The following is a 16,387-nucleotide window of genomic DNA, read 5'->3' as shown; positions in this document are numbered from 1 at the left end:
TAGGTGGCTTCGCCCCATCGTCTGGTGGGGCCATTTTTCTATTTCTCACTTCAAATTTCAACGCAATGAAAATAATTGATTATAAATTCGGTACAGCTATTCTCTTTTCTTCTGGTATTATCATCACGAAATCAACAAATGATTTTTACCAATTTTACATCACTAAGTTTACAAACTTTGAGCTGACAAAATCAGCGATCAAGACCCTGAAGAAAAATCAATATCCTAAAGTTGATAATGTTACTTTTGCGGATGTTATTAATTACGGGCTTGAGTATGTCAAAGGCGTTTATCAAGTGAAATGCTTTAATCTATCAAAGGATCAAGAAGCTATTTTTGAGCTTGTGAAAAAATATGCTCTTCCAGAGAGCAAAGTAGATATTCAGATCAATAACCCTTTGGAGGTTTTAGAAAATCTAAATATAGAAAGTGCCAAAAATGGTACTCCTTTTTAAAATACTTTCTTTCGATTCATGAAGGTGGGGAGCCTTTTCGGCTCTCTTCCTTTTCAACGATTCTATTCTAAATCTATTCAACATGTATTTACTATTTCATTTAGAACACCTCCCAATGTCTATTGTGGAGCATGAGGTCTTTATTTCTCAAAATTTACACGATACCGGAAATGAGACCAGAGGACAAATTCATTTTCATGTCAATATTGGAAAGCATGAATTCATAGCAAGTATGAATTATACGATCTCTTACAATGTCGAAGAGTACGCAGGGGATTATTGGACACCGCCTTTTACGGAATATACCTTTCATGGCTTAGGTATTGATTATGGTTCTTTCAAGATCGTTAAAGGACCCAACAAAAAGCAGTTTACGGATGCGGATATGTTAAGTCTAAAGAGTGGTATTAAACATATGGTTATGCGTGAATCAAAAAAGATAGAAGAGGATCCTTTTTTTTACTTCGATATAGAAGAGTAAACCTTTCCTTTTTACTAATCAAAGCAAACTATTTTCTTTTTGACTTTGTGAGTGGTGCCTTCGGCACCCTTACAAAGTCTTCTTATCAAACTATTTAAATCAATAATTCAATCTAAATTTTAGAAATCATGACAGCGAAAAATAAAGTTACTAAGGCAACAAATACAGCAGTAAATAATGAGGTGGCAGAACTTCCAAAAATCAAATACTATGAAGGAGCACCATTACAATACCGAGCGGATTGTAAAAACGGGAAATTCAATATCAATGGCACGCAGGATGTAGGAAAGGAGTTGACTATTAATCCTGTGGCGTGGCGCTTCTTTACGGATGATATTCTAGGAATGGGAAAAAAGAATTGGGTGGAGCTTTTCTTTATTGATGCGAACAATTGCCTTTCGGCAGTTTTATTTCATGGCTTTAGTCGTGAGAACCTGGAGGGCATTGCTGCTTCGCTTTTCTATTCTGATGTGACATTGGCAGATATCAATTTGCATATTTCTTTTGATAAGAAACAAAACAAACAAGTAAAGAGCACTTACTACATTGCGGTTTTTGATTTTGATGTGGTGGAGCCAGAAACATTGGAGCCAGTAAAGGATGCTGTAAAAGACTTGAAAATTTATAGACAAGATACCTTGAATGAGGATTGTGATTTTCAGACTATGCAAAACTTCTTTAATCCTTATCATATCGATTTTGAAATTGATATTGAAATGAATCAAGATGTTGAGCCTAAGAAATTACAACAGTAGTTCTATTACTAATTAGTCATAAGCACTTGAAAGCAATAGGGAGGAGGTGTCCTTCTTCCTTTGCTTTCATTACTTCAAATCCAATTACAAAAAATATAAAATCAGTTTAACGATGAAATCAAATCAATTTTTAGCAGAGCAATCTATTTTAAATCATGAATTAGCGATTAAGGAATTTGAAGCTTTTAAGAAGCAAGAGCAATTTGTGATGAATCCACATAGCGACTATAGAACTTTTGAAATGGATGAGGATGAATATAGAAAGCATCCTGCCATTGCCAATTCTGATCTATCCAATGCGAAACGCATTTTAAATGGGGAAGCGATCAGAAAAGATACTTCTGCTTTTCGTATGGGGAGGTTGATTCACTTGGCAATCCTGGAGCCTGAGAAGTGGGAAAAAAGAAAGATCTTTCTGCCAACGGAGGAAAAGATCAAAGTAGAGGAAATTGCTGATGTAGCCAATACACACCCATACCTCAAAAAGATCAACACCACCAATTTATGGCAGTTTGAGAAGGTGAATTTTTGGACTGATGCTACAACGGGTATCAGCTGTAAGTGCCGAATGGATATGCATTTCGGAAAGGTAGCTATTGGTGATTTAAAAACAACAAGACAAGCCACAAGAGATGCTTTTTTGAAAGATGCGGTACGTTATGATTATGACCGTCAAATGGCTTTTTATAGTACAGCATTTGAGCCCGAGTTTTTTATGTTGATAGGCGTTTCAAAGGCAAAAGGGCGTCAAGGGGAGCTTTTCATTAAGGAGTTGGCTTTTCATAGTGAAGCAATGGAAGAGGGGAGAAAGAAAGCAAACTTCCTTCTGAATGAAATCCATAAGGATGCTTCATTGCTCAAGGCAGTTTATGAAGCGAGGAAGTAATAAAAGAAATTGAATCAGATTGTATTAGGCATGAGATTAAGGTCACAGGAGATTCCTGTGGCTTTATTTCATTCTAAGTATTCCAGGAATTAAAATTATCACTTAACGAATCATGAAAAAACATAGAATTATCATTGCAGGAACGAGGACGTTCAATGATTACCAAAAGTTAGAGTTAGAGGTGCTTTCTTTTATAGAACATCATCAGCTGAAAATGGAGGACATTGAAATTGTCTCTGGTGGTTGTAGAGGATCCGATCAACTCGGAGAGAAGTTCGCTAGAAAATACCATCTTCCTATAAAACGCTTTTTACCTGATTGGAGTAAAGGGAAAATTGCGGGACCTTTGAGGAATAAGGAAATGGCGGAGTATGGATCGCATCTTGTTTGCTTTTGGGATGGTGTGAGTAGGGGAGCTAGGAGTATGGTGAAGGAAGTTTTTGAGAGAGAAATGACTTTTTGGGTGATTCGATATAGTAACAAGAAGGAGAGCAGCTTATTTTAATGGAGAGTAACGAAAGTAACTTTTAAGAGATGTATGTTGCTTAATAGCTACTTTCGGTTTTTGAGATAGGTTGTCGCCACCTCAACGCCCTTGACGCACTTAGCAATTGACATACTTAGCAGCATCAAGACCGTAGGCCTTCCCGCCACGACCTAACGCCCAACGCTTCACGCTTGGAGAACACGCAGTTTCACTTACATTGCAGCTCCAAATGTCCGACCCGATAGGTGATCCCTCGCCCTTAAGGTAGCTTTACTTTCCCACCCACCTGATATATTCAATCTCGTGCTAGGAACTACCACCCGTATGATTAGTTTAACAGCCATTTACCCTGGAAAGGCTAATGTTTGATATCTACAAAAAGTTAGCTGAACGGTAATCAACCTACGTATACGCGGTCCGTACGTACGGTGGTGTGAGAGGGGCTCCGCTAGGTTATTTGCTGTTATTTTCAAATCGTAACTCTATCTTCAATATTTGTAATATAAGAATGTGGGGTCTCGCCAGCAAATAATAGGTGTCCCCAACTATAAAAAGAATCATTGTAATAAAACTGTGTCTTAAAAATCTTATCCATGTAACATCTAATTACCAATTGACGATGAGGGTCTTTAAAGAAATCAGGTATAAACTCAAAAGAAGGGATATAATCGTAAAGAGAACGACATCTATCAAATGTAAAAATGTCTAAACACATCTTTCGTTCTTTTGCTGTATAATCGTAGCGTTTGTGATTATTATAATTTATATGGTAAGGGTAGCCATATTTCCCAATTAATAGAGAATACCATAAATGCTTCATTGGAATGTCACAAAATAACCCATTACATCCCTTCTGTTTTTCAATTGTATTATTTTCTATCTGGGTCACTATTTGTAAAATGTCATCTGAAAATGCATCAAAATATCCTTCTTCTATTGAATGCATTAAAGAATATAATTTTATTGTATCAAAAGCTGTGTATTTTTCATTAACAATCGTGCTTGAAAAGAAATGTGCTAAAGGTTTTATTTTTTCCTCAATCATATTGTTTGCAAAATGCCAATATGCATAATTATCAGCACTCATTATTAAATCGAATCCACCCTCATTATCTGTATCATAGTTGCTCCAATCTGTCCTTGAAAGTCTAGCCAACTCTTTATCTATTTTTTCACTATTAAAAATTTTCTTATTAAGAGTTGGTAGTTTACGTATTTTAGAAATTGGATTAATTACGTTTGAGAAAAGGTCAGGTATTGCCGAGGAAAAATCAGAATATGCTTCTGAAAATTTGGAAGCTATAACTTTTTCTACTTCCTCATTGCCATGAATACCATGAGTGTCAAATGATTCATGAAATACATTTCCTTCATCACTATTTAATATAGAACGATGCATCCATTTTTTTGAACCAAAAAAACGACTTAAAAAAGCAACGTTCTCTTTAGTATTATCTGGGTAGCATGTGTTTACAATTACATTGCTTAAATCACTAATAAAGCTAGATTCAAACATTGAGTTTAAAAGCAGTAAGGCATTATTTTTTTTACTTAAAAGAGAGTTTGTGAAATCTAAATATACGATATCGAATTTCTGTGGATTAGATTTAATAAAGTCAGAAATGTTGCCTTCAAATATATTTATAAAAATTCCCAACTCGTAAATTGCATTTTTAGCTTTTTGATAATTTTCTTTATCAATCTCAAAGGCCCAAATGTTTTCAGTCCTTACACCTCTGGACAATAGATGTTTTAAATCATTTACTGGTTCAGGGCCGCAGAAAAATGCTACTTTTAAATCACTCGGTCTTTTTGTAGAATATAAAGAGTTATGGTATTCAACCCAATCTTGGTTTCTGTTTAATTGATTGAATGTAAAATTATCAGATTGATATATTTCATTCGTTGTATTGGAGCATTTAAGAGTAAATTCATTAAGAATCTCGGGTGTTACTATTGTTGATTGAAGTCTTTTATAGGTCAAGGAACTTATCACATGTTCCCAAACCAATTCTCGTGATTTTTCTTTTTCCTCTTGCTGATAACTATGCATTTATTTTATCTTTTTTAAGGGGGCTTGTTTGTTTTAATAGCACATAACAAAATATATATGTAATAACAATTCCTGTTTATCTCAGAAAATTAAAATAAACAGGAACAATTTTACTTTCTATCCTCAAAACAAATGCCAATATATGTAATACATTAATCATTTTATGAAACTTCAATAAGAAATAACTTACGACATATCTACCTTACGTTCTTCCCTTATACCTTAGTACCAAAACTTAAAATTGACGATTCATGAATGTATTTTTAGATCAAGAAAATAATGATATTTCAGCAGACGATATTATAAGTAGAAACTTTGCTACTTTCTTTATGAGAATGTCTAGAGATATTCCACAATGGAATCTTTACAAAGATGATTTTTTAGTGATTGATAAAGGTGAGGCGGTAGCACCTAATGAGCTTTTTGTGACTTACTACAAAGGTGAATATAGAATCTTTATGATGGCTCCTAATGGTCATTACTATAGACCTGATTGTTTTTCAAATAGAGTATTGCCGGTATGGGGGAAGGTGACGAATGGGATTAGGAAGTTTAGATGAATTACCCTACTTACTTTTCAAAACAACGCCCTTCTCACCATATCCATTTCCCTTTCTTTCGGAATATTGACATACTTAGAAAAGCTTCTTTCATCTCTGTGTCCTGTAAACTTCATCACTGTTTTTGTAGGAATTCCTCTTAGTAATAATCGAGTAGCAAAGGTTCTTCTTCCTGTATGAGTGGTGATCAATTCATATTTTGGTTTATAGAATACATTGACTTTTGGTCCCTTGAATTCGAAGACTTCAAAGGTTTCATCTATACCCGCAAGTCTACAAACTTCCTTTATACTTCTATTGATGATGACATTGTGCAATGCTCTTATTTCTCCTTTGAATAATGATTTTAGAATCTTGGAAGCTGTTTCATTGACTGGTACTTCAATAAATTCAAATGTCTTCGTTTGCCTGATGGAAAGGTATTCATATCCTTGATGATCGACTTTTAAATGGGAGGGATGTAATTTGGAGTAATCACTATACCTTAATCCTGTATAGATGGATAAGAGCAGTAACTGTCTTGATGTATGAAGTTCTCTATCTTGTAGATCAAGTTGTTTTATAGAAGCTATTTCATCATCTGTGAGGATAGGTTTTAATGTATCAGGCTGGTGTGTGAGTTCAAAGAGTTTATGATCTTCATTGGTTGTTAGTTTCATTGCTTTACACCAATTGAGAAAAGATTTGAAGAGTCCTAAATATTTAGCTGTTGTTTGAGTATTTAAATCCAGGTCTTTATAGAAATAACTTTGTAGTTTTTCAAAGAGAAACAAGTCGATGGTGTCAAGGTTAAAGAAGGTTTTGTGACTCTTTTCAAAGCTGATTAGATGCTTTTTCAATGACTTAATCTTTTTAATGCTTGAAATGGATAGCTTGTTGGACTTGATTTCTAAATACTGATCATACAAGGGCCAGAACTTCTTTGATAGGGTAGCTATTTTCTTGGGATTCATCAATTCTGATATATATGCAGATGTGGGTTCTATTCCTTCTTTCTTGGCTCTAAAGTAAAAATCATAGGCTTTTAGTTTGAAGGTTCTCAATTCTTCATTCAACCATTTTGCACCTTCATAACTCGGTAGAATGCATTTGTTTTCTTTACTCCAATATTTTGGATGAAGATAGATAGGTGTTTGAATTTTAAGTCTTACTTTTCTTCCATCCGAAATGATACAATGTACGTTGGTTTTCTTGTCTGCTTTAGGGTGTTTTAGGTATAAATTTACAGTTGCCATTTTTCTAATTGGTTAATAGTATGATGTATATTACTTCTTTAGAAATTAACTATTTATTCTGTAAATCAATTTGTTGTGATGATTAAAACAAAGTTTGAGATATTTCTATCTAGAATTAAGAAAAATGGGAAATACCCTATTAATTTTAGAGTTATCCTTCACAGGAAAGTCTACCGATTTCCTACTGGAATAGAAATACTACCAAAATATTTTGATTCGTCGAAAGAGTATTCTCCGATCACAATACCAAAAAAAGAGAAAGGATTAGGCTTAAAACCTAATCCTAACTTTTAGTTCTATTAAACGTTATATTTATCTAATCAAAGAGTCTTGATGTTTAATATATTGTCTTTCTTCTCCTTTTCCTTTTATACAAAGTAAGTTCATCGTCACCATCACTATTTATATCAAATCTTAATGTTATACTCTTTGATGGTAATGATATATCACTCATTTGATAGTGATTACAACTTATACAAATATTACACTCAACATAACTAGATTTTTGTTGATAAAATTGCTCGAAATCTTCAATATAAATTTCATCAATTTCAACAGGTTGATCAAATATTGTCTCAAAATAACCACTATCTCTCATCTCATCTACTTTTTCAATAATCATTTCTTCTGAAATACATTTAAATACAAGCATATTCCATTTAGGAAATTGTTTTTGAAAGTTTAGATTATCTATATCTTCATCTTCATAATAGGAATATAGATATGATGATTCATTGGTCGATATTAGATGTATTCTACAAAAATGGCCTAAAAATGATTTTGACTTTATATTTCCATTATTATGAATAATATTCTGATCAATAAGTTTTTTGTTTATTGATCCATTAAGATTACAAAAGTTACCAATATGTTTTTGATAATAAGAATATAAGGCCATAGTCGTTGCGTTTGATGATTTTTTTGAATCTTTTGATATTTTACTTAAAGCAGAATTTAGAATACCGGTTTCTTTATGAATATCAATATTCTTAACTCCTAACTCTTTATAGATTTTATTAAGAATGAATTCCATTTAGTTGAATATTATTTATAGTTTGAATTAGACTTTTACTTACGATTGGAATATTAACTTCCCTAACAATATAGTCTTCATTGACCAATACATCTGATAATTTTAATTCTATTGAATTATGATAAACCTTTTGTAGGTTTTTTATTTGATCTAACCTTTTATGGTATTCACTATTTGTTGTTAATATAAATGTTTTACCATAAGAAGAAAGTCTTTTATAGCGATTGATATATGAATTACTCCAACCAAATACAGTATGTGAAATATCAATAATTACATCACAAGAATCTATACTCTTCAATGGATCAGCTTTTTCTAGAGCTTTACCTTGGTATTCAATTCCACCATTTTTTTTACTTTTTAAGAATAATACTTCACCACAACATAAAAAACATATTTTCACACCTTTTAGATTATAAGTATTATCTCTTAACTCATTAATAAACTGTGTAAAATCAGGGCGATGATTTTTTATTCCAAATTGAAAATCTCTTGAACGAATAAATTGTTGTTCCCTCACTTTTTTCAAACCACTATTATTATGACATATGTATATAGAACCTATATCATGATATTTGTCTGAGTTATCACCAAATACATTTAATACGATAAGAGTTTGGTGATTCGTAAGGGAATGATTGAAGGTTTCAATCTCATCTATATCTAAAGAATACCCAGAAAAAACTAAGCATTCAGCGTTAGATGTATTTGCAATCAAGATTAAATCATTTATGTCCCATTGATCTTGATTAGTTAATTGGGTTGACGCTAATTGAATATTCATTTCTATTTGAATTAATATTTTCTTAAAGAAAACATAAAATATTTTGAAAAGCAAAAATTTTGAAGAAAATATAATTTCAACTATCTCAAAAAACAAGATATCCCAAAAAACCAACTATATTAGTATTCTAATTTGTGATACAATGAACCGAATAAAAGAAGTTATAGAAGAGAAAGGTCTTACCCAAACCTGGTTATCGGAGAAACTAGGCAAAAGTTACAACATGGTGAATGGATATGTGCAGAACAGAAAGCAACCTAGATTGGAAATACTTTTTGAAATAGCGAGAATTTTAGGTGTATCAGTAAAAGATTTGATAAAAGAATAATCATGTCAGAAATAGCAAGCAACGTAGACCACAAAGGTCAATTAGAGCGACAGTTATGGAACATCGCCAATGAGTTAAGAGGAAATATGGGAGCCGATGAGTTCCGCGATTATATATTGGGTTTTATCTTCTACAAATACCTTTCGGAACGCATGGAGCTTTTCGGAGATGAGTTATTGGAAGAGGATGGAATGAAGTTCTCAGAGATTAAAGAAGCAACTGAGGAAGGAAAGGAATATCTGGAAGCCATTAGAGAGGAAGCCTTAGAGTCGTTGGGGTATTTTCTATTGCCTAGCGAATTGTTTAGAGTGCTTTCGGAGGAAGGGCAAGAACAGGACTCTTTTATCTTGGAGAAGTTACGCGATGTGTTGAACCACATTGAGCAAAGTACAATGGGTACGGACAGTGAAGAGGAGTTTAGCGGTTTGTTTGAGGAGTTGGATTTGACTTCTTCTAAACTGGGAAAAACAGAGAAAGCTAAAAATGAGCTGATCTCTAAAGTGCTTTTCCATTTGAATCAGATTGACTTCCAATTGGGAAATACGGAAATAGATGTATTGGGTGATGCTTATGAATACCTGATCGGTCAGTTTGCTTCGGGAGCAGGAAAAAAAGCGGGGGAATTTTATACGCCTCAATCTGTTTCTCAAATCTTAGCGCAGTTGGTAACGGTGGGCAAAGACAAGTTGCAGTCGGTGTACGACCCTACTTGTGGTTCTGGTTCATTGTTGCTTCGCGTAGCAAAACAGGTAGATGAAGTGGCACATTTCTATGGTCAGGAGTTGAACAGAACGACGTACAACTTGGCACGTATGAACATGATTTTGCATGGGGTACGTTACAATGAGTTCGATATTCAGCAAGAAGATACCTTAGAGAACCCACAACATAAAGAAAAGCAGTTTGAAGCCATCGTAGCCAATCCTCCTTTCTCGGCTAAATGGTCTGCCAATCAGATTCATTTATCGGATGATCGTTTTAGTGAGTATGGAAAGTTAGCCCCTAGTTCTAAAGCGGACTTTGCTTTTGTACAGCACATGATTCATCATTTAGGTGAAAACGGTACAATGGCGGTGGTACTTCCTCATGGTGTATTGTTTAGAGGTGCTGCCGAAGGACATATCCGTAAACACCTGATTGAAGAGAACAATTATTTGGATGCCGTTATTGGTCTTCCTGCCAATATTTTCTACGGTACGAGTATTCCAACTTGTATTTTGGTCTTCAAAAAATGCCGTAAGAAAGACGATGCCATTCTATTTGTAGATGCTTCACAACGTTTCGAGAAAGCTAAGAACCAAAACTACTTGCGTAAAGAAGATGTGGAGAAGATTATCTCTACGTATGCAGAAAGAAAGGAAGAAGAGAAATACGCTCATGTGGCTTCTTTAGACGAAGTGAAAGAAAACGATTACAACCTCAATATCCCTCGTTATGTAGATACTTTTGAGGAAGAAGCTCCTGTAGATTTGGATGCGGTTTCTGATCGTTTGGTACAGTTGTCTGAAGAAATGAAAGATACGGATACGACTATCCAAGATTTCTGTGATCAGTTGAACATTAAAACACCTTTCTAAGCCATGAGTGAAGTAAAAAAGAATATTCCTGCTTTGAGGTTTCCTGAGTTTAGTGGGGAGTGGGAGAAAGCATCACTAAAAGATGTTACTTCATACACAAAAGGCTTTGCTTTTAAATCTGAAGATTACCAAGAAGAAGGCATTAGAATTGTAAGAGTTTCAGATTTAGGTGCTGATCAGATAAAGTATGATAATGATAAAGTATTTATAGCTTCTGAAAAGGCAATTAAATATAAAAAATATAACCTAAATCCTGGTAATATTATCATTACCACTGTAGGTTCTAAACCAGATATGCTTGAATCTGCAGTTGGTAGAGGAATTTATATACTTAATGGAGATGAAGGTTTGTTGAACCAAAATATGCTGAAATTTGAAAACTTAGGTAATGTTTCCAATAAGTTTTTAATGGGTATAATAAATTCAGCAAGGTATCAACATTACATGAAGGGGATTGCAAGAGGAAATGCAAATCAAGCAAATATTACAGTTGTAGACTTATTAGAATTTAAAATATCACTACCCACCCTCCCCGAACAACAAAAAATCGCCACCTTCTTATCCTCCGTAGATAAAAAGATCGGACAATTAACCGAGAAGAAGGAGCTATTAGAGGAGTACAAGAAAGGGGTGATGCAAAAGATCTTCTCTAGGGAGATTAGGTTTAAAAAGGAAGATGGAAGTGCTTTTGAGGAGTGGGAAGAGAGGAAGTTGGGGGAGGTTTTGACACCTACAATCAGAGAAATCTCTAAACCAGATAAAAACTATTTAGCAATTGGGGTAAGAAGTCATTGTAAAGGAACATTTCAGAAACCAGAATCTGATCCTTCAAAAATAGCTATGGATAAGTTATATGTTGTAAAAGAAGGAGATCTTATTGTGAATATTACATTTGCTTGGGAAGGAGCGATTGCAATGGTAAAGAAAGAAGATGAAGGAGGTTTAGTATCACATAGGTTTCCAACGTATAGATTCAAACAAGAGCTTTTACTTGGTAAATTCTTTCAATTTGTTTTTGTTCAGAAATTTTTCCGTTTTACACTTGACTTAATATCTCCTGGTGGTGCAGGTAGAAATAGAGTATTAAGCAAGTCGGAATTCCTAAAAATTAAATGGCAATTCCCATCTATACCTGAACAAGAAAAAATTGCCAATTTCTTAACTTCTTTAGATGATAAAATAGAGACAGTTGACAAGGAGTTAAAAGGCGTTAAGGAGTGGAAGAAAGGGTTATTGCAAAAAATGTTTGTGTAAAGGTATGGGGAGATTACAAGAGGAACAGGAAAAAGAAGTTATTTCTTCTTTTATTAATTCTTTTGAGGAAGACTTAATATTAATAGAAAGAACAATCGAGGATAAGCCTGACAGAATTGTTGAGTATCAAGGAAAAAAAGTAGGTATAGAAATTACTGATCTTTACAGAGAATTCAAAGGTAAACCAGTGTCTCAACTTGATTCATTTAGGCGTGACTTAGCAGTTGAGATTTTAGAATATTACACATCACATTATCTAAGTAAAACACATATAATTACTGTTGATTTCAGTAATAGCTCCCTTATCAACAAAAAAAATAAGGATACTGTCTTACTGAAAATTAAGAAATGTATTGATCAAATTGTCTCAACAGGTAATAACAATTTGTATGAGTCTAATGATCTTATGAAATACGTTGATGATGATTTTACGTTCCTACCAAGTGAAGTCATACATTTGTCTTTCTCTGAATTACCTGATGGAATTGAAAGTTGGGTAAACTGTTGTGGAGGAGGATTTCTTCCAAATCTATCACAAGAGAGTAAATTTCTATATGATTCTGTATTGAAAAAAGAAAAGCTTATTGAAGGCTATGAAAACTGTGAACAGTACTGGTTACTTTTCAATGAAAAATATAGTCTACAGATAGGAGGTTTTAAAGAATTAGATGTTAAAGTTAGGGAATCTAAATATGATAGAATCTACATACTTCGAGCCTTAGGGAGTGGAGCTGATAAACTTAAAAGAATAAAATAGTATTAAAATGACTACCCAACCAGAACAAATACTAGAAGACAACCTAGTCAAACAACTTCAACAACTAGGCTACAATCAGGTACAATTACCCGACGAAGATGCCTTACTGTCTAATCTTAAAAGCCAACTAGCAAAACATAACAATACTTCATTCTCTGATGTCGAGTTTAAGCAGGTGTTGAATCACTTAAATAAAGGTTCTGTATTCGATAAGGCGAAGATCTTACGCGATAAAATGCAGATCAATAAAGACGATGGAAGTAGTGAATATATAGAGTTTATCAATCAGAAGCAGTGGTGTAAAAACGAATTCCAGGTGGCACAGCAGATCACTATGGAAGGAGAATATAAAAACAGGTATGATGTAACTATCTTGATCAATGGCTTACCATTGGTACAAGTAGAGTTGAAGCGTAGAGGATTGGAGCTGAAAGAAGCTTTTAACCAAACCAATCGTTACCAACGTCACTCTTATGGTTCGGGGCAGGCACTGTTCAATTATATTCAACTGTTTGTGATTTCTAACGGTGTGAATACAAAGTATTACGCCAATAACCGTAAGCAATCTTTTAAGCAGACGTTCTTCTGGGCGGATAAGGAAAATAGAAATATTACTAACCTAACTAAGTTTGCGGATGCTTTTTTAGAGCCTTGTCACCTCTCCAAGATGATTACCAAATACATTGTCTTGCATGAGTCAGACAAAATATTGATGGTACTTCGTCCGTATCAGTATTACGCTACAGAAGCGATTGCGGATAGAGTAAAAAAGGGTGTGAAGAACGGTTATATATGGCATACAACAGGTTCGGGAAAGACATTAACTTCTTTCAAGGCTTCTCAGATTATGATGGAGCTACCCGAAGTACATAAAGTCATTTTTGTAGTAGACCGCAAAGACCTCGATTACCAAACGACTAAGGAGTTCAATCACTTCTCAGCAGGAAGTATTGATGGCACAGACAATACCAACAAACTGGTCACACAGTTTACAGATGATACCAAACTTATTGTAACGACTATTCAAAAACTGAATACGGCAATCAGTAAAGAGCGTTATACCTCAAGAATGGAAGATCTCAAAGACAAACGTCTGATCTTTATTTTTGATGAGTGCCACCGTTCACAGTTTGGAGATACACACCTTGCTATTACCAACTTCTTCGATAACAAGCAGATGTTCGGCTTTACGGGTACGCCTATTTTTGCAGAAAACTCTGCAAAGAATGAATTAGGTAGACGTACTACCAAAGATCTTTTTGATGATTGCTTGCATAAGTATGTGATTACCGATGCCATCAAAGATCAAAATGTACTGAAGTTCTCTATTGAATATGTAGGTAAGTATCGTCAGAAAGATTCTATGAATGAAATTGACATCGACACCGATGTTCAGGTGGAAGATATTGATACAAAAGAACTTATGGAATCAGAGAAACGCTTGTCTAAAGTGGCGGATTATATCATCAATAATCACGATAGAAAAACACATAACAAGACCTTTACAGGCATGATGTGTGTAAGTAGCGTTCCTGTATTGATCAAGTACTATGACATTCTTCAAAAGAAAAAAGAAGCAGGAGAGCATAATTTAAAAATCGCTACCATCTTCAGTTATTCAGCCAATGAAGACGATAAAGATGCCAACGGTTATTATGGTGAGTTTGAAGGGGCGATGGCGGCAGAGCCTAAATCTGCTTATGGAAACCTACACACCAGAGAAATCTTAGACAAGTATATAGCCGACTACAATAAGATGTTTGGTACAAGTTATTCTACTAAAGATTCTCAGTCGTTTTACAACTACTACAACGATATCGCAAAGAAAGTAAAGAGCAAAGACATTGATCTTCTTTTAGTGGTCAATATGTTCCTTACTGGTTTTGATAGTAAGACTTTGAACACCCTTTATGTAGACAAGAATTTAAAGTATCATGGATTGATTCAAGCGTTCTCTCGTACCAACCGTATTTTAGACGAAAAGAAATCACAAGGGAATATTGTCTGCTTCCGAAACCTAAAGAAGAATACAGACGATGCCATTTCTCTTTTCTCTAACAAAGATGCAAATGAAATCATCTTGCTCGAACCTTATGAGGATTACATCAAGTATTTCAATGAGGCACTAGAGGAAATGCAAAAGATAGCACCTACCGTAGAAAGCGTAGATGATATTCTAGGAGAAGAAGAACAACTTCAATTCGTCAAAGCCTTTAGAGAGTTAATGCGTCTCAAGAATGTACTAGGAGGTTTTGCAGACTTCGATTTCGATGATCTTGAAATGTCGGAGCAAGAATTTGAAGACTATAAAAGCAAGTACCTAGATATTCATGATACTGTCAAATCTACAGGTGGTCCTGATAAAGTATCTATCCTCGATGATGTAGATTTTGAATTAGAATTACTTCACAGAGATGAAGTGAACGTCAACTACATTTTAGTGCTTTTAGGTAAACTTCATGCCGCTACAGATGCTGAAAAAGAAAAGCAACGTAAAGCCATTATAGACATGATGACAGGTGAAGCACAGCTCCGTAGTAAAAAGGAACTAATAGAACGCTTTATCGCAGAAAACCTTCCACTCATAGAAGACGAAGCCGACATTCCAGATGAATTTGAAAAGTTCTGGCAAAAGGAAAAGCAAGTCGCTTTCAATAAAATGGTAGCAGATGAACAACTCAAAGCAGACATTGCAGAGAAAGTCATCGGCAACTACCTCTTTACCAACAGACCTCCAATCCAATCTGATGTAATAGAAGCTTTTGAAACCAAACCGAAATTACTCCAACGCAAGAAATTAGCTCAAAGAGTAACGGATAAAATGGTGGGGTTTGTGGAGACTTTTATTAGTGGGATGTAGGCTGATATTATTTTTTAATTTAAAAACTGGTTAATGATGAAAAAGACACTTTTAAAATGTTTACTTATTAGTATTTCAATTTTAAATAATAGTTGTATTGATACATCAAATTATAAAAAGCAAGAGGCTTATAATGGATTAGTTAAAGAAGTTGAATTACGAACGTATAATGCGAAGGAAAAATTTGGTGAAATCGAAAAGGGGTCACTTAAGTTTAAAACTATCACTAAATTTAATGAGAAAGGAGAAAAAGTCTTTTTTGAATGGTATTTTGGAGAGGATTTATATAGAGATAAAATCTTTAAAAAAGGACGCCTATTAGAAGAAAATTCATATACACAAAGTGGAGAACTATCATCTAAGAAAATTTATACTTATAATAATGAGGGTATTAATACAGGCTATGTTGAGTATAATAGTGATGGTTCATTTAGTACAAAAACCATTTCTAAATTTAATGATGTAGGTAAGAAAGTTTCAGAGGTTAAATATTCAGACAAAAATTTATCAAAAATATGGTATGGTAATACCTATACTTATTCAAAGGACAATAAAATAATTATGGATAAGTATTTTGATGATAAAGGAATTATATATGTGAAATTTTATACTTATGGTACAAACTTTTCAAACATAACTCTTCGTTACCCAAAAGGGGATATTTATCCAAACGGTATAACTTTTTTGAGTGAGAAAAGAATTTATTTACCAAATGGAGAAGAAGATGAAGTAATTTTTTATGACGATAAGGGAAGAGAAGAGTCACATTTAATATACTCTTATGAATATGATGAAAATAATAACTGGATAAAACGTATCGCAGAAAATAGTTTTGAAGGAAGATCTCACTCTTATACTGAAAGAGAGATACTTTATTATTGA

17 protein-coding genes are annotated in these 16,387 nt (G+C 33.9%); 13 read left to right on the top strand and 4 right to left on the bottom strand.

Features of this window, described 5'->3' with window-relative positions; genetic code table 11:
- The 5 genes from ACXAHM_RS23115 to ACXAHM_RS23095 all read left to right on the top strand — a co-directional run.
- Window positions 1-455, top strand: a 455-nt coding sequence (locus ACXAHM_RS23115) for a hypothetical protein (protein ID WP_474965558.1), incomplete at its 5' end; no start/stop codon positions are given.
- Between the two features lie 82 nt (window positions 456-537).
- Complete coding sequence (locus ACXAHM_RS23110) at window positions 538-936, top strand: hypothetical protein (protein ID WP_474960129.1); 399 nt, start codon at window positions 538-540, stop codon at window positions 934-936.
- Between the two features lie 128 nt (window positions 937-1,064).
- Entirely contained in the window at window positions 1,065-1,691 is a 627-nt protein-coding gene (locus ACXAHM_RS23105) for a hypothetical protein (RefSeq protein WP_474965556.1), read from the top strand.
- 46 nt (window positions 1,692-1,737) lie between these two features.
- Complete coding sequence (locus ACXAHM_RS23100; protein WP_474965554.1) at window positions 1,738-2,577, top strand: PD-(D/E)XK nuclease-like domain-containing protein; 840 nt, start codon at window positions 1,738-1,740, stop codon at window positions 2,575-2,577.
- A 112-nt stretch (window positions 2,578-2,689) separates the two neighbouring features.
- Window positions 2,690-3,082 carry an SLOG family protein gene (locus ACXAHM_RS23095; RefSeq protein WP_474965552.1) on the top strand — a complete coding sequence of 131 codons (393 nt, stop codon included), beginning with the start codon at window positions 2,690-2,692 and terminating at the stop codon, window positions 3,080-3,082.
- Window positions 3,083-3,533: 451 nt separating this feature from the next.
- Here ACXAHM_RS23095 and ACXAHM_RS23090 read toward each other — a convergent pair whose 3' ends face one another.
- Window positions 3,534-5,117: a class I SAM-dependent methyltransferase gene (locus tag ACXAHM_RS23090; protein WP_474965548.1), complete on the bottom strand. Its 1,584-nt coding sequence runs from the start codon at window positions 5,115-5,117 to the stop codon at window positions 3,534-3,536.
- A 251-nt stretch (window positions 5,118-5,368) separates the two neighbouring features.
- Between ACXAHM_RS23090 and ACXAHM_RS23085 the strand changes: the two genes are divergently transcribed.
- On the top strand, window positions 5,369-5,677 hold the full coding sequence (locus ACXAHM_RS23085) for a hypothetical protein (RefSeq protein WP_474965545.1): 309 nt from the start codon (window positions 5,369-5,371) through the stop codon (window positions 5,675-5,677).
- Window positions 5,678-5,694: 17 nt separating this feature from the next.
- Here ACXAHM_RS23085 and ACXAHM_RS23080 read toward each other — a convergent pair whose 3' ends face one another.
- Entirely contained in the window at window positions 5,695-6,912 is a 1,218-nt protein-coding gene (locus ACXAHM_RS23080; RefSeq protein WP_474965543.1) for a site-specific integrase, read from the bottom strand.
- 78 nt (window positions 6,913-6,990) lie between these two features.
- Between ACXAHM_RS23080 and ACXAHM_RS23075 the strand changes: the two genes are divergently transcribed.
- The gene (locus tag ACXAHM_RS23075) at window positions 6,991-7,206 is read left to right on the top strand and encodes an Arm DNA-binding domain-containing protein (protein WP_474965540.1); all 216 of its coding nucleotides are present in this window, start codon (window positions 6,991-6,993) and stop codon (window positions 7,204-7,206) included.
- 43 nt (window positions 7,207-7,249) lie between these two features.
- Here ACXAHM_RS23075 and ACXAHM_RS23070 read toward each other — a convergent pair whose 3' ends face one another.
- Window positions 7,250-7,945, bottom strand: coding sequence for a hypothetical protein (locus tag ACXAHM_RS23070; RefSeq protein ID WP_474965537.1), 696 nt, complete (start codon window positions 7,943-7,945; stop codon window positions 7,250-7,252).
- Window positions 7,929-8,729 (bottom strand): hypothetical protein, encoded by an 801-nt coding sequence (locus tag ACXAHM_RS23065; RefSeq protein ID WP_474965534.1) that lies wholly within the window; start codon window positions 8,727-8,729, stop codon window positions 7,929-7,931. The genes ACXAHM_RS23070 and ACXAHM_RS23065 overlap by 17 nt, the downstream gene beginning before the upstream one ends.
- A gap of 142 nt (window positions 8,730-8,871) precedes the next feature.
- Here ACXAHM_RS23065 and ACXAHM_RS23060 point away from each other — a divergent pair, with 142 nt between their 5' ends.
- Genes ACXAHM_RS23060 through ACXAHM_RS23035 form a run of 6 tightly spaced genes read left to right on the top strand, consistent with a single transcriptional unit; the run spans window position 8,872 to window position 16,387 of the window.
- The gene (locus ACXAHM_RS23060; protein WP_474965530.1) at window positions 8,872-9,057 is read left to right on the top strand and encodes a helix-turn-helix domain-containing protein; all 186 of its coding nucleotides are present in this window, start codon (window positions 8,872-8,874) and stop codon (window positions 9,055-9,057) included.
- A gap of 2 nt (window positions 9,058-9,059) precedes the next feature.
- Complete coding sequence (locus tag ACXAHM_RS23055; RefSeq protein ID WP_474965526.1) at window positions 9,060-10,634, top strand: type I restriction-modification system subunit M; 1,575 nt, start codon at window positions 9,060-9,062, stop codon at window positions 10,632-10,634.
- A 3-nt stretch (window positions 10,635-10,637) separates the two neighbouring features.
- The gene (locus ACXAHM_RS23050) at window positions 10,638-11,888 is read left to right on the top strand and encodes a restriction endonuclease subunit S (RefSeq protein WP_474965523.1); all 1,251 of its coding nucleotides are present in this window, start codon (window positions 10,638-10,640) and stop codon (window positions 11,886-11,888) included.
- 4 nt (window positions 11,889-11,892) lie between these two features.
- Window positions 11,893-12,645 carry a hypothetical protein gene (locus tag ACXAHM_RS23045; protein ID WP_474965521.1) on the top strand — a complete coding sequence of 251 codons (753 nt, stop codon included), beginning with the start codon at window positions 11,893-11,895 and terminating at the stop codon, window positions 12,643-12,645.
- A gap of 7 nt (window positions 12,646-12,652) precedes the next feature.
- Window positions 12,653-15,505, top strand: a complete 2,853-nt coding sequence (locus tag ACXAHM_RS23040) for a type I restriction endonuclease subunit R (protein ID WP_474965519.1) — start codon at window positions 12,653-12,655, stop codon at window positions 15,503-15,505.
- 33 nt (window positions 15,506-15,538) lie between these two features.
- Window positions 15,539-16,387 (top strand): hypothetical protein, encoded by an 849-nt coding sequence (locus ACXAHM_RS23035; RefSeq protein WP_474965516.1) that lies wholly within the window; start codon window positions 15,539-15,541, stop codon window positions 16,385-16,387.

This window comes from Flammeovirga sp. AWQ4_249 (assembly GCF_056161045.1).
The sequence above is the reverse complement of the archived record's forward strand: the minus strand, read 5'-3'. Positions and strand labels throughout refer to the sequence as shown.